The organism is Pseudomonas subflava, assembly GCF_023823685.1.
Lineage (GTDB): Bacteria > Pseudomonadota > Gammaproteobacteria > Pseudomonadales > Pseudomonadaceae > Aquipseudomonas > Aquipseudomonas subflava.
Genome location: NZ_JAMXBF010000015.1, coordinates 1 through 14,075, shown reverse-complemented (window position 1 = coordinate 14,075; position 14,075 = coordinate 1). Strand labels below are relative to the sequence as shown.

The 14,075-nt window shown below is 65.8% G+C and carries 14 protein-coding genes; 6 read left to right on the top strand and 8 right to left on the bottom strand.

The features are described from left to right. The first annotated feature begins 18 nt into the window (after positions 1–18). From NF616_RS19780 to NF616_RS19770, 3 genes are all read left to right on the top strand, one after another. Positions 19–1,638, top strand: a complete 1,620-nt coding sequence (locus tag NF616_RS19780) for an NAD(P)/FAD-dependent oxidoreductase (RefSeq protein WP_252275496.1) — start codon at positions 19–21, stop codon at positions 1,636–1,638. Continuing rightward, complete coding sequence (locus tag NF616_RS19775) at positions 1,638–2,360, top strand: TrmH family RNA methyltransferase (protein ID WP_252275495.1); 723 nt, start codon at positions 1,638–1,640, stop codon at positions 2,358–2,360. The genes NF616_RS19780 and NF616_RS19775 overlap by 1 nt, the downstream gene beginning before the upstream one ends. 194 nt (positions 2,361–2,554) lie before the next feature. After that, complete coding sequence (locus tag NF616_RS19770) at positions 2,555–3,796, top strand: MFS transporter (protein ID WP_252275494.1); 1,242 nt, start codon at positions 2,555–2,557, stop codon at positions 3,794–3,796. Here the strand turns inward: NF616_RS19770 and tauD are convergent. From tauD to tauA, 4 genes are all read right to left on the bottom strand, one after another. After that, the gene (tauD, locus tag NF616_RS19765; RefSeq protein ID WP_252275493.1) at positions 3,793–4,626 is read right to left on the bottom strand and encodes a taurine dioxygenase; all 834 of its coding nucleotides are present in this window, start codon (positions 4,624–4,626) and stop codon (positions 3,793–3,795) included. The two genes, NF616_RS19770 and tauD, sit on opposite strands and share 4 nt — an antisense overlap. A 15-nt stretch (positions 4,627–4,641) precedes the next feature. Further along, positions 4,642–5,475, bottom strand: a complete 834-nt coding sequence (tauC, locus tag NF616_RS19760) for a taurine ABC transporter permease TauC (RefSeq protein ID WP_252275492.1) — start codon at positions 5,473–5,475, stop codon at positions 4,642–4,644. Beyond that, positions 5,472–6,254 (bottom strand): taurine ABC transporter ATP-binding subunit, encoded by a 783-nt coding sequence (gene tauB, locus NF616_RS19755; RefSeq protein ID WP_252275491.1) that lies wholly within the window; start codon positions 6,252–6,254, stop codon positions 5,472–5,474. The genes tauC and tauB overlap by 4 nt, the downstream gene beginning before the upstream one ends. A 173-nt stretch (positions 6,255–6,427) precedes the next feature. Further along, positions 6,428–7,405, bottom strand: coding sequence for a taurine ABC transporter substrate-binding protein (tauA, locus tag NF616_RS19750; protein WP_252275490.1), 978 nt, complete (start codon positions 7,403–7,405; stop codon positions 6,428–6,430). A 294-nt stretch (positions 7,406–7,699) separates the two neighbouring features. On the opposite strand from tauA, the gene NF616_RS19745 reads away from it, so the two are divergent. After that, on the top strand, positions 7,700–8,488 hold the full coding sequence (locus NF616_RS19745) for an SDR family NAD(P)-dependent oxidoreductase (RefSeq protein WP_252275489.1): 789 nt from the start codon (positions 7,700–7,702) through the stop codon (positions 8,486–8,488). A 64-nt stretch (positions 8,489–8,552) separates the two neighbouring features. Here the strand turns inward: NF616_RS19745 and NF616_RS19740 are convergent, their stop codons facing one another. The 3 genes from NF616_RS19740 to NF616_RS19730 form a co-directional block, all read right to left on the bottom strand. Then, entirely contained in the window at positions 8,553–9,113 is a 561-nt protein-coding gene (locus NF616_RS19740; RefSeq protein ID WP_252275488.1) for a TetR/AcrR family transcriptional regulator, read from the bottom strand. A 132-nt stretch (positions 9,114–9,245) separates the two neighbouring features. Further along, a complete protein-coding gene (locus tag NF616_RS19735; protein WP_252275487.1) occupies positions 9,246–10,376 on the bottom strand; it encodes a thiolase family protein in 1,131 nt (376 codons plus the stop codon). Positions 10,377–10,520: 144 nt separating this feature from the next. After that, positions 10,521–11,060: a PaaI family thioesterase gene (locus tag NF616_RS19730; protein ID WP_252275486.1), complete on the bottom strand. Its 540-nt coding sequence runs from the start codon at positions 11,058–11,060 to the stop codon at positions 10,521–10,523. 109 nt (positions 11,061–11,169) lie between these two features. Here NF616_RS19730 and NF616_RS19725 point away from each other — a divergent pair, with 109 nt between their 5' ends. Continuing rightward, positions 11,170–12,372, top strand: a complete 1,203-nt coding sequence (locus NF616_RS19725) for an MFS transporter (RefSeq protein WP_252275485.1) — start codon at positions 11,170–11,172, stop codon at positions 12,370–12,372. A 19-nt stretch (positions 12,373–12,391) separates the two neighbouring features. Beyond that, complete coding sequence (gene lpdA, locus NF616_RS19720) at positions 12,392–13,792, top strand: dihydrolipoyl dehydrogenase (RefSeq protein WP_252275484.1); 1,401 nt, start codon at positions 12,392–12,394, stop codon at positions 13,790–13,792. Positions 13,793–13,866: 74 nt separating this feature from the next. On the opposite strand, the gene NF616_RS19715 is transcribed toward lpdA, so the two are convergent. Next, the coding region (locus NF616_RS19715; protein ID WP_252275483.1) for a hypothetical protein at positions 13,867–14,075 on the bottom strand (209 nt) is incomplete at its 5' end.

Below are 14,075 nucleotides of genomic sequence, written 5' to 3'. Positions count from 1 at the left end.
CCGGCCAGGATTATTCCCATGATTCGCATCACCGAACTGTCCCTGCCCCTCGATCATTCCGCCGATGAGTTGCGCCAGGCCATCCTCAAACGCCTGGGTATCGGCGAGGCCGACCTGCTGAACTTCACCGTGTTCAAGCGCAGCTACGATGCGCGGAAGAAGAACAGCGTCATCCTCTTCATCTACATCATCGACCTCGAGGTGCGCGACGAGGCAGCCGTCCTGGCGCGCTTCGCCGATGACCAGCACATCCGTGTGGCGCCGGACACCCACTACTATCCGGTCGGCCAGGCGCCGGCCGGCCTGAGCGAGCGCCCGCTGGTGGTGGGCTTCGGTCCCTGCGGCCTGTTCGCCGCGCTGCTGCTGGCGCAGATGGGCTTCAAACCCATCGTGCTGGAGCGCGGCAAGGATGTGCGCCGCCGCACCAAGGATACCTGGGCCCTCTGGCGCAAGAAGGTGCTGACGCCCGAATCCAACGTGCAGTTCGGCGAGGGCGGTGCCGGCCTGTTTTCCGACGGCAAGCTGTACAGCCAGATCAAGGACCCCAAGTTCTACGGCCGCAAGGTGATGCACGAGTTCGTCCGCGCCGGCGCGCCGGAAGAGATCATGTACGTCAGCAAGCCGCACATCGGCACCTTCCGCCTCACCGGCGTAGTCGCCGCCATGCGTGAGGAGATCATCGCCCTGGGCGGCGAAGTGCGCTTCGAGAGCAGGGTCACTGATCTCGTGATCGACGACGGCCAACTGGAGGGCGTGGTGCTGGCCGATGGCGAGACCATTCGCAGCCGCCACGTGGTGCTGGCGCTGGGGCATAGTTCGCGCGACACCTTCCGCATGCTGCATCGGCAGAACGTGTTCATCGAGGCCAAGCCCTTCGCCATCGGCTTCCGCGTCGAGCATCCGCAATCGCTGATCGATCAGGCCCGCCTGGGCAAGTACGCCGGCCATCCGGAGCTGGGCGCCGCCGACTACAAGCTGGTGCACCACGCCAAGAACGGCCGCGCCGTCTACAGCTTCTGCATGTGCCCGGGCGGCACCGTGGTGGCCGCCACCTCCGAGCCGGAGCGCGTGGTCACCAACGGCATGAGCCAGTACTCGCGCAACGAGCGCAACGCCAACTCCGGCATCGTCGTCGGCATCAACCCGGAGCAGGACTTCCCCGGCGGCCCGCTGGCCGGCGTGGAATTCCAGGAGCATCTGGAATCGCGGGCCTACGAGCTGGGCGGGCGCGACTACTGTGCGCCAGCCCAATTGGTGGGCGACTTCATTCGTGGCACGCCGTCGAGCGAGTTCGGCGAAGTGGAGCCGTCCTACAAGCCCGGCGTGCGCCTGGGCGACCTGGCGCCGTCGCTGCCGGAATACGCCATCGAAGCGATCCGCGAGGCGCTGCCGGCCTTCGGCAAGCAGATCCGTGGCTTCGATCGCGACGACGCGATCCTCACCGGCATCGAGACCCGTACCTCGTCGCCGGTGCGTATCACCCGCGACAACGAGAGCCTGCAGAGCCTCAACCTCAAGGGTCTGTACCCGGCCGGTGAAGGCGCCGGTTACGCCGGCGGCATCCTCTCGGCGGGCGTGGACGGCATCAAGGTCGCCGAGGCCGTGGCCAAGTCGATGCTGTCCGGGCAGGGCGCTTGATGAAGCTCGACGACGTCAAGAAGCTGCAGCAGAAGAAGTACCGCGCCGAGTTCGGCCACTTCCTGGTGGAGGGTGAGCACCTGGTGCTGGAGCTGCAGAAGGCCGCCGCGCACAACCCGCTGCTGCAGCGCAGCCAGCTGTACGTGACCGCCGCCCACGAGCACTGGCAGAGCCCGTTCAAGACCCATGTGGTCAGTGAGCGGCAGATGGCGCAGATCTCCGACACCAAGACGCCGCAGGGCATCGTCGCCGTGGTGCCGATGCCGCAGGAAGCCGCGCCGGTGGCTGCCGGCGAGCGCGCCATCTACCTGCACGAGATCCAGGACCCGGGTAACCTCGGCACCATCCTGCGCACCCTGGCCTGGTTCGGTGGCTTCCGCTGCCTGCTCAGCCCCGGCAGCGTCGACCCGTACAACCCCAAGGTGGTGCGTTCCAGCATGGGCGCGATCTTCCATACGCCGCTGGAGCTGGATGTGCAGCTGGATTCGCTGAGCAGTCGTTTCCCGCGCATCGCCTGCCTGGATATGCAGGGCGACAGCCTGCAGTCCGCCAGCTTCAAGGACTTCGATTGCTACCTGTTCGGCAACGAGGCCCGCGGCGTGCCGCGCGAGCAGCTCAGCGCGCTCGGCGCCCAGCCGTTCACCATCGCCGGTTGCGGCGCCATCGAGTCGCTGAACCTGGCCTCCACCGTCAACATCTGCGCCTACGAGCTGAACCGGTAGCGCGTCGACAGGCTGAACCGCGCGCGAGGGCTGCAACTTCGCGGGGCCCGGGGCTGTCCTCAACAATAACCGTGCTGTCGCCCTGAAGGCGCAGCGGAGCGGGATGTTGCGCTCCGCATGCCGGACCTGTTTGCCCGGACAGCTTTCGATCCAGTAGATTGCGCCGCTTCCTTTCTGCCTCGGGACCTTGCACCGTGTCCGCCGAACCCTCCGTCTACCGCCAGCCTGGTTTCGCTCCCTTTCTCGCCGCCCGCGTGCTGGCCATGTTCGCCGTGCAGATCCTCGCGGTGGTGGTGGCCTGGCAGGTCTACGACCTGACCCGCGACCCGATGAGCCTGGCCTATGTCGGCCTGGCCCAGTTCCTGCCGATGCTGTTCCTGCTGCTGCCGGCCGGCGATTTGATCGACCGTTTCGACCGCAAGTGGATCCTCGGCCTGAGCTGGGGCGTGGAGGCGGTGTGCGCCGCGGTGTTGTTGTGGCTGTCGCTGATCCACGGGCCGGTGCAGGCCTTCTACGGCGTGCTGGTGGCCTACGGTTGCGCCCGCGCGTTTACCGGCCCGGCGCTGTCGAGCCTGCTGCCACAGATCGTGCCGCGCGAGCGGCTGGCGGCGGCCATCGCGGCCAACAGCATGATCGTGCGGGCGTCGACCATCTCCGGTCCGGTGCTCGGCGGCGCGTTGTACGCCATGGGCGGCGGTGAGCTGACGTACGCGGTGTGCCTGCTGTTCTTCGGCGCCGGTGTAGTGATGCTGGCGTTCGTCCAGGTGCGTTTCCGCGAGGAGGTCAAGCCGCTCGAGGCCACGGCCTGGGAGCGTTTCACCGCCGGTATCCATTTCATCCGCTCGCGGCCGATCATCCTCGGCACCATCTCGCTGGACCTGTTCGCCGTGCTGCTCGGCGGCGTGGTGGCGCTGTTGCCGATGTATGCCCATGAGGTGCTGGAGGTGGGCCCGACCGGCCTCGGCATTCTGCGCAGCGCCATGGCCATCGGCGAGGTGACGGTGGGCTTCTACCTGAGCACCCGGCCGTTCAATCGCCACGTGGGTATGCGCATGTTCATCGCGGTGGCGGTGTTCGGCGTGTCCAACCTGGTGTTCTCGCTGTCCAGCCTGTTCTGGCTGTCGTTCGCCGCGCTGTTGGTGGCCGGCGGTGCGGACATGGTGAGCATGTACATCCGCTCCTCGCTGATCCAGTTCTCCACCCCGGACGCCATGCGCGGCCGAGTGAATGCCGTGAACATGCTGTTCATCGGCTCTTCCAACGAGCTGGGCGAGTTCCGCGCCGGCAGCAGCGCCGCCTGGTTCGGCGCCGTGCCGGCGGCGGTGCTGGGCAGCCTGTGCACCCTCGGCGTGGTCGGCGGCTGGATGTGGGGCTTCCGCAGCCTGCGCACCGTTGACCGCTTCGAGGATGCCTCGCCCGAGGCCAGGAAGGACTAGACCGGGCGATCACCCAGGATGGTGGCGCGGTGCATCACCCGCCGTGCCGGGCGGTAGTCGTCCACCGCGTAGTGCTGGGTGATGCGGTTGTCCCAGAAGGCCACGTCGTTCTCCTGCCAGCGCCAGCGAATGCTGAACTCCGGCCGGGTCGAATGGGCGAACAGGAGGCGCAGCAGGGCGTCGCTCTCGGCCGGCTCCAGTTCGTTGATCCGCGTGGTGAAGCCCTCGTTGACGAACAATCCCTTGCGCCCGGTGACCGGGTGAGTGCGCACCACCGGGTGGGTCACCGGCGGGTGCTGGCGCTGCACCTCGTGGTAGCGCTCCAGCGCCTCGGGCGTATTGCCGAAGCGCTCCAGCGGGAATGAACGGGTGAAGTCGTGGCTGGCGGTGAGGCCGTCGAGCAACCGTTGTAGGGGCTTGGACAGTGCCTCGAAGGCCGCGCTGCTGCTGGCCCACAGGGTATCGCCGCCGTAGGCCGGCAGCTGTTTGGCGGCCAGCACGGCGCCGAGCGCCGGGGTCTCGAGGAAGGTCACGTCGGTGTGCCAGATGGCGTTGTCGCGCACGTCGGTGACCGCCGTGTCGAGCACCAGCACTTCCGGCTGCTCGGGGATGTTCGGATAGATCGGGTGGATGTGCAGATCGCCGAAGCGCGCGGCGAAGGCCGCCTGCTGCCGCGGCTCGATCGGCTGGGCGCGGAAGAACAGCACCTGGTGGTCGAGCAGGGCCTGTTCGATGGCGCGCTGGTCGGCGTCCGCCAGCGGCTGGCGCAGATCGACACCGCCGACGATGGCGCCCAGCGCCGGGCTCAGGGGGGTGATATTGAGGCTCATGCAGCTATTTCCGAATCAGTGGGCCTGGCCATGCCAGGGCACCAGCTTGCGTTGCAGGGCGCGCAGGCCCAGTTCCAGGGCGAAGGCGATCACCGCGATTAGCAGGATGCCGAGGATCACCACGTCGGTGACCAGGAACTGCGCCGCCGACTGCACCATGAAGCCGAGGCCGCGTTGGGCGGCGATCAGCTCGGCGGCGACCAGGGTCGACCAGCCGACCCCGAGGCCGATGCGCACGCCGGTGAGGATGTCCGGCAGGGCGCTGGGCAGCACCACGTGGCGGATCAGCTGGCCCTGGTTGGCGCCGAGCGCCTGGGCGGCGCGCAGCTTGGCCGGGTCGACGCTGCGCACGCCGGTGGCGGTGGCGATGACGATGGGGGCGAAGATCGCCAGGTAGATCAGCAGCACCTTGGACAGCTCGCCGATGCCGCACCAGATGACGATCAGCGGCAGGTAGGCCAGCGGCGGAATCGGCCGGTAGAACTCGATCAGCGGGTCGACCAGGCCGCGCACCAGGCGGCTGCGGCCGATGGCGATGCCCAGCGGGATGGCGGTGAGCACGGCAAACAGCAGGGCCAGGCCGATGCGGCCGAGGCTGGCGCCCAGGTGCTGCCACAGGCTGGCATCCAGGTAGCCCTCGGTGATCAGCTTCCAGCCGCGCGCCAGCACGGTCTGCGGGCTGGGCAGGAACAGCGGCTCGATCAGCCCGGCGGCGGTCACCGCCCACCAGATCCACAGCAGGCTGCCGATGCTGATCAGGCCGAGGGCGAGCAGGCTGAGCTGGCGTGGCGCACGCGCGGCCTGCTGTTCGGCCTCGCTCTTGGCATAGACGAACTCGTAGCTGCTCATGCCTGCCTCCTCTGGCGCTCGGCGAAGACCTGGGCGAGCACGTGCTCGCGGGTGGCGATGAAATCGGGATCGGACTTGATGGCGCGGGCGCTCTCGCCGGCGGCGTAGCGCTTGCCGAAGTCCAGGTGCAGACGCTCGGCGATGCGTCCCGGGTTGGGCGCCAGCAGCACCAGGTCGGTGGCGAGGAAGACCGCTTCCTCGATGTCGTGGGTGATCAGCAGCACCGGCTTGGCGGTGCGCCGCCAGACCTGCAGCAGCAGTTCCTGCATTTGTTCGCGGGTGAAGGCGTCCAGCGCGCCGAAGGGTTCGTCCATCAGCAGCACGCGCGGCTCGGCGGCCAGGGCGCGGGCCAGGCCGACGCGCTGTTTCTGGCCGCCAGAGAGTTCCCAGATGCGCCGTTGTTCGAAGCCGGCCAGGTCGACCAGGCTCAGCAGCTCGCGGGCCTTGGCCTCGCGTTGCGCGCGCGGCACCCCGGCCAGCTGCAGGCCGAAGGCGACGTTGTCCAGCACGTTCTGCCAGGGCAGCAGGGCGTCGTCCTGGAACACTACGCCGCGCTCGGCGGAGGGGCCGGTGACGGGCACGCCGTCGAGGCTGATGCGCCCTTGGCTGGGGGCGGTGAAGCCGGCGATCAGGTTGAGCAGGCTGGTCTTGCCGCTGCCGGAAGGGCCCAGGGCCACCAGCAACTGCTCGGGGCCGAGGGTCAGGGAAATGTCTTGCAGTACCGGTTCGGCCGCGCCGGGGTACTGTGCGCCGATGCGCTCCAGTTCGAGTAGGGCCATGTCTTTCTCTTCAATGTGGGTGCATCCGGCGGCGGTTTCCCTGCCGCCGAACCTTAGTTGCGAGCCTGAAGGCTCACGACTGAGGGCCCGATGCTTGGTTGTTCGCGGGTTTCACCCGCCCTGCGCAAGGATCCGACGTAGGGCGGGTGAAGCCCGCGGTTCCAATCCAGTCCTCAGTTGGTGACGTACTGATTGCTGACGTAGGGGGCGTAGTCCGGCAGCACGGCGTCGACCTTGCCTTGCTCCTTGAGGAACCTGGCGGTGTCGGTGATGGCCTGGGTGGTCGGCGCGCCGAGGGCGGTGGCCTGGTCGGCGGCCAGGGGGAAGACGTTGCCCTGCAGCAGCAGCGGGATGTCCTCGGCCTTGGCGCCGGAGAGTTTCACCACCTTGGCGATGTTGTCCTGGTTGGCCAACCAGGCCTTCGGGTCCTTGCTGTAGTCGGCGTAGGCGTCGAGGGTCACCTTGGCGAAGGCGCGCACCACTTCCGGATGCTTCTCGGCGAAGTCCTTGCGCACGATCCAGGCGTCGAAGGTCGGTGCGCCCAACTCGCTCAGCTCGCCGGAGGTGATCAGCACCTTGCCGTTTTCCTTGGCCACGCCCAGCGCCGGGTCCCATACGTAGGTGGCGTCGATGTCGCCGCGCTTCCAGGCGGAGATGATCGCTGGCGGCGCGAGGTTGAGGATCTGCACCTTGGCCGGGTCGATGTTCCAGTGCTTGAGCGCGGCCAGCAGGCTGTAGTGGCCGGTGGAGACGAAGGGCACGGCGACCTTCTTGCCGATCAGGTCTTCCGGCTTGCTGATCTTGCTACCGTCACGGGCGACCAGGGCCTCGGCGGCGCCGATCTGGGTGGCGATCAGGAAGGTCTGTACCGGCAGTTGGCGGGTGGCCGCGGCAGCCAGCGGGCTGGAGCCGACATAGCCAATCTGCACGTCGCCGGAGGCCACGGCGGTGATGACTTCGGCGCCACCGTCGAATTTGCGCCAGTCGATCTCGGACTTGCTGGCTTTTTCATAGGCGCCATCGGCCTGGGCGACCTTGGCCGGGTCGACGGTGGTCTGGTAGGCAACGGTGAAATCGGCGGCCTGGGCGCTCAGGCTCAGGCTGGAAATCGTCAGTACCGCCAGCAGGCGGCGGGCGAAGGGAATGCTCATGTTGATGCTCCTCGGACGGGCGCGGACCGTTCCGGGGAAGGCCGAGCCACTGGACAGATGTCGTTCTTCTTGGGATTTGTCCGGTGGTCCGGTAGAGCAAAGCTAAGTGATAAAAATGGAATAGATAAATACTTTTTTAGACTATTTTTATAGTCATATGTAGGGGTAGCCCTCGGTCTATGAGGGCCATAGGCAAACAGCTGTTGTGGGATTACGCTCGTCATATAATATGTCGGGCGTAATCCAATATAGTTGTTGGCCATTCGGCCTTATCCATTCTTCGGGAGACGAAACATGAGCAAACTCGGCAAGGCACTGATCACCGGTGCATCCGCAGGTATCGGCGCGACCTATGCAGAGCGCCTGGCGCGCCGCGGCCACGATCTGCTTTTGGTGGCACGTGATAACCAGCGCCTGGAGGCCATGGCTGTTCGTCTGAATCAGGAATACGGCGTTCAGGTGGAAGTGCTGAAGGCCGATCTGGCCAACAAGAACGAACTGCGGGCGGTGGAGGACCGCCTGCGCAGCGACCTCGAAATCGGCCTGCTGGTGAACAACGCCGGCATCGCCAGCAACGGCACCCTGGCGGAGGCCGACCTGGACCTGGCCGAGAAGCTCATCCAGCTCAACGTCGTGGCGCTGACCCGGCTGGCCTCTGTGGCCGCCGCGCAGTTTTCCGCCCGCGGCCGCGGCGCCATCATCAACCTCGCTTCGGTAGTGGCGCTGGCGCCGGAGATGTTCAACGCCGTGTATAGCGCCTCCAAGGCCTACGTGCTGAGCTTGACCCAGACTCTAAACGGTGAGCTGGCCGGCAAGGGCGTACAGGTCCAGGCCGTGCTGCCGGGCGTGACCCGCACCGAGATCTGGGGGCGCAGCGGCCTGGACGAAAGCAAGTTGCCGCCGGAGATGATCATGGAGGTCGACGAGATGGTCGACGCGGCGTTGGCCGGTTTCGACCAGGGCGAGCTGATCACCATCCCGTCGCTGCCGGAGGCTGCCGACTGGCAGGCCTTCGTCGCCGCCCGCGGCGCGCTGGGGCCGAACCTGTCGCGTAATCAGGCGGCGCCGCGCTACAAGCGTTGAGGCCGTAAAACAAAAGCCCCCGAGGGAAACCGCGGGGGCTTTTTTTGTGCTCCGCAGATGCGGCTCAGTCCGCCGTCTGCTCCAGCAGCAGATTGCGCGTACCGACCCGCAGCAGTTCCGCCAGCTTCGGATCGTTGACGCTGCGCGACAACACCAGAGCGCCGACCATGGCCGAGAGGATCAGCGCACTCTGCTGCTCGGCGTGCTCGCCTGAAAGCTGGCTGGCGATCATCTCCAGTCGCCCGCGCACGATGCGGTCGGTGACTTCGCTCGGCTGGCCGCGCTGGCCCAGCTCGGCAGACATGGTCGGAAGCGGGCAACCGGTGCCGGGCGATTCGCAGTGGGCCGCGGAGAGATAGCGCTTGATCAGCGTCTGCAGCGGCTGCGGAGCCTGTTCGAGATCCTTGAGGCCTTCCTCGAGCTGGTCGGCGCTCTGCTGCAGGGCCTGCTCGACCAGGTCGTCCTTGGACTTGAAGTGGGCATAGAAGCCGCCGTGGGTCAGGCCCAGGGCCTTCATCAAAGGTTGCAGGCCGGTCGCCAGTACGCCGTCGCGGCGAAAGCGCAGGGCGGCTTCCTCGATGATGCGTTGATGGGTCTTGGCTTTGTGGTCTTCGGGATAGCGCATGAGTCAGTCCCCGGCAGGATTGGAATGCTGACCTTCATGTTACACCCTCGAGTGCGGGCTCGGGCGTGCAGACACGTGGGGAGCGTCGCCAAAGGACGTGGCCGCGCGGGCCACGTCCTGTTGCTGTGCCGGTTAGACGGCTTCGAGCAGGGTGGCCACGCCCTGGCCGCCGGCGATGCATTGGGTGGCGATAGCGTAGCGGCCGCCGGTGCGCTTGAGCAGCGACGCGGCCTTGCCGGTGATACGCGCGCCGGTAGCACCCAGCGGGTGGCCAAGGGCGAGGGCTCCGCCGTCCAGGTTGACCCGTGCCATGTCCAGGCCCAGCTCGCGCACGCAGGCGATCGACTGGCTGGCGAAGGCCTCGTTGATCTCGACCAGGTCGATGTCGGCAATGCTCAAGCCGGCACGCTCCAGCACCTTGCGGGTGGCCACCACCGGGCCCATGCCCATGATCTCCGGTGCGCAACCGCCGACGGCGACAGCCTTCACCCGTGTCAGGATGTCCAGACCGCGACTACGAGCGAACTCCTCCGTGCAAACGAGCACTGCGGCGCTGCCGTCGGTAAGGGGCGAGGAGGTGGCCGCCGTGACGCTACCGCCGAAGGCCGGTTTGAGCTGGGCCAGGGCCTCGAGGTTGGTGCCGGGGCGGATGCAGCCGTCTTCGCTGACCACGCCGTCCGGGGTTTCCACGGCGAGGATCTCGTCCTTGAAGTAGCCGAGGTCGCGGGCGCGCACGGCCTTGGCGTGGGACTCGACGGCCATGGCTTCCTGCTCTTCGCGGCTGATCGCGTAGCGCTTGGCCACTTCCTCGGCGGTATGCCCCATGGCCATGTAGACCTGCGGGAAGCTGCTCATCAGGCTGGGGTTGGGGGAAATGTTGAAGCCGCCCATGGGCACGCGCGTCATGGATTCCACGCCCGCGCAGAGGAACGCATCACCGGCGCCAAGCATGATCTGTCCGGCTGCGAAGTGCACCGAGGTCATGGACGAGCCGCAGAAGCGGTTGACCGTGGCGCCGCCCAGGGTCTCGGGAAAGCCGGCGCGGAAACTGGCGATGCGGGCGATGTTCATACCCTGTTCGGCCTCGGGGTAGGCACAGCCCATGATCACGTCTTCCAGCTGGCTGGGGTCGAGGTCGAGTTTGTTGACCAGGCCCTTCAACACCTGGGCCGCCAGATCATCGGGGCGCAGGTTGATCAGGCCGCCTTTCTTGGCGAAGTGGAAGGGAGAGCGGGCGTAACCGGCGATCACGATGGAAGTCATGGCTAGGGGTCCTGTGGTGGAAGGCGAGGATTCGCGTTCGCAGAGAAGATAGAAGCTATTCAAACGAGCGTATATATGCTGATTGTAATGTTATGGATTGAAGCGTTCTATGAAGCTTCGGCCGGCATGGCCGGCCGGGCTTGGTCAGGCTTGCAGGTCGAGAATCATGCAGGTGGTGGAGCCGACCGCGTATAGGCGGTCATCCACGTCGTAGAGGCGGCCCTCGGCCAACGCGGTGGAGCGGCCGATATGAACGATGCGGCCCTCGGCGCGCAGCGGGCCGACCTTGCTGGTGATGGCTCGTACATAGCTGATCCTCAGGTCCATGGTGGTGTAACCCTGGCCAGGCTGGAGTCGGGTATGCACGGCGCAGCCCATGCAGGAATCCAGCAGGGTCGCCGCGTAACCGCCATGGACGCTGCCCAGCGGGTTGTAGTGGCGAGCATCCGGCGTGCCCTGGAACAGGAAGCGCCCCGGTTCCCATTCCAGCGGAACGAAGTCGACCAAGTGGCCGAAAGGCGGGCAGGGCAGTTCGCCGCTGCCGATACGGTCGAAGAATTCCTGTGCGCTCAGCTCGCTGACCTGTTTCAGCGACAGCGTGCCGGGTTCGCCGAGTCTGGCACGGGCGGCGCGCTCGGCTTCCTGCCAGTGATGAAGCGTTTGTTCGCGGGTAGTTGCCTGCATGGTGGTTCCTCTTGTCTTTTGATGATGGACATCATTCAATATTTCATATTATGGTCGAAATATAAATGGTCACATCGCTTCGAGGTGGCCTCGCACCAGGAGATCGATCATGCCGAAACCGTCCAGAACGCTGCTGCTGATGCTCATGACGCTGACCGCGCTGGGGGAAATCTCCACCCAGTTGCTGATTCCCGCGCTCGGCGAGCTGGAGCAGGGCTTTGCGGCCGCGCAGGGCTCGAGCCTGGCCGCGCTGTCGACATTCGTTGCAGCCTTCGGTCTGGGGCAATTGGTAGTGGGGCCGCTGTCGGACCGCCTCGGTCGTCGCCCGGTTCTGATCGCCGGCCTGCTCGGCTATCTGTTGGCAACCGGCTGGATGCTGCTGGCTGGCGATCTTTCCGAATTCATCGCGGCCCGGGCACTACAGGGATTAGGAGCGTGCTCGGCGCTGGTTCTGGCGCGTGCGATGGTTCGCGATGTGTGGCAGGCCCATGCCGGTCCGGCCCTGGCGCTGACAGTGATCGGCATGCTGACCTCCATCGCTCTGGCCCCGATGCTCGGCGGTCTGCTGACTGCGTATTGGGGGTGGCAGGCGCCGGTGCTGGCCGCCATGGCCGTGGGCGGGGTGGCGTTGTTGGCGGTGCTCTTCTTCTATAAGGAGAGCAACCCGCACCTGGACCCGCAGGCTGGGCGCCTGATGAGGCTCGCCGGCGATTACCGGGACCTGCTGCGCGGGCTCTCGGTGCGTACCTTCGCGCTTACCCTGGCCTTCACCTACGGTGCGATGTTCTGTGTAATCGCCGGGTCGTCCACCGTCTATATAAAGCTGCTGGGCCTGACCGCCGCGGAGTACGGCGTAACCTTCGGCGCTATCGTCTCCGGCCTGATTGCCGGCGCCTTGTTTACCCAGAGAAAGATCATGCAGCTTGGCCCGCAGCGCATCGTCGCCATCGGCGTCGCCCTGGTGGCGGCCGGCGCGGCGTTGACACTGGTGGCCCATGGCCTCTTCGGTCTCTCCGTGCTGGGTGTTTCGTTACCGCAGGTGCTGGTTAACGTGGGCGGCGGCATGGTGCTGCCGGCATCGGTGGCCGGAGCGGTGATTCCCAACGCTCATCGCGCCGGGCTGGCGGCAGGCTTCATGGGCTTCGCGCAGATGGCCGGCGCCACTTTGGCCGGTGTCCTGCTCGCTCTCCTGCAGGACGGCACGTCGTGGCCTATGGTTCTTCTTCATGGTTCTTTCGCCACGGCGGCCTTCGTGGCCTTCCACCTGCTGAGCCGCGCGCCGAGCGTAGTGCCTGTGCCGGCCAGTCGCTGACTCGAAGAGGGGATGCTTCATGAGAGCATATGATGTAGTGGTGATCGGCGGTGGTCCCGGCGGTTACAACGCCGCCATTCGCGCCGGGCAGCTGGGGCTCAAGGTGGCTTGCGTGGAGGGGCGTGAGACGCTCGGCGGCACCTGCCTGAATGTCGGCTGCATGCCATCCAAGGCATTGCTGCATGCTTCGGAGCTTTACGATGCGGCGGCCGGCAAGGAGTTCGCCAACCTCGGCATTGAGGTCAAGCCCGTGCTCAATCTGGCCCAGATGATGAAGCAGAAGGAGGAAAGCGTTACCGCGCTGACCAAGGGCATCGAGTTCCTCTTTCGCAAGAACAAGGTCGAGTGGATCAAGGGCTGGGGCAAACTGGCGGGGGCGGGACGGGTGCAGGTCACCGCGGCTGACGGCAGCCAGACCGAGCTGCAGGCAAAGGACATCGTGATCGCCACCGGCTCGGAGCCTACGCCACTGCCCGGCATAACCATCGATAACCAGCGCATCCTCGATTCCACCGGAGCGCTGTCTCTCCCCGAGGTACCCAGGCATCTGGTCGTCATCGGCGCGGGTGTTATCGGGCTCGAACTGGGCTCCGTGTGGCGGCGCCTGGGCAGCGAGGTGACGGTGGTCGAGTATCTCGATCGAATCTGTCCCGGCCTGGACGACGAGACGGCCAAGACTCTACAGCGCTCACTGAGCAAGCAGGGCATGAGCTTCAGGCTCGGCAGCAAGGTGACGGGGGCATTGGTCAAGGATGAGGGCGTCGAGCTGAATATCGAGCCGGCTGCCGGCGGTGATGCGCAGACACTGGAAGCTGACTATGTGCTGGTGGCCATCGGCCGGCGTCCCTATACCGAAGGCCTGGGGCTCGAGAGCGTTGGCCTGGCCACGGACAAGCGCGGCATGCTGACGAACGAGCAGCACCAGACCTCGGTGTCAGGCATCTGGGTGATCGGCGACGTTACGTCCGGGCTAATGCTGGCGCACAAGGCGGAAGACGAGGCGATCGCCTGCATCGAGAAGATCGCCGGAAAGGCCGCCGAGGTGAACTACGAGGTCATTCCCAGCGTCATCTATACCAAGCCCGAGGTGGCTTGCGTCGGCAGGACCGAAGAGCAGCTCAAGGCGGAGGGGAGGGCCTATCGAGTGGGCAAGTTCCCCTTCACCGCCAACAGTCGCGCCAAGATCAACCACGAGACCGAAGGTTTTGTGAAGGTGCTGGCAGACGAGTACACCGACGAGATCCTCGGCGTCCACATGGTGGGCCCGAGCGTGAGCGAGATGATCGGTGAGTACTGCGTGGCCATGGAGTTTGCCGCGTCTGCCGAGGACATAGCATTGATCTGCCATCCCCATCCGACTCGCTCCGAGGCGTTGCGCCAGGCGGCGATGGGTGTCGAGGGCTGGATCATGCAGGCCTAAAAACTGCCTATAGAGGTGGGATAAAGAATTGCGGAATCTTTTCAGAAAAGGTGTTGACGGCCGGAATTAGGTCCTTATAATGCGCACCACTTCCGGCGCAGTCCTCCCGAAAAACTCCTTGAAAAACAAAGAGTTAGACGAAAAAAGAGATTGACCGGATGGCGGATTCGAGTAGAATGCGCCGGGCTGACAGGGTGGTGGTTGAGTCCTGTTGGCGCTTCGATCAAGTGATCGAAGATGCTGTAAAGGAGGTGGTTGACAGCGGTTTTGAACGCTGTAGAAT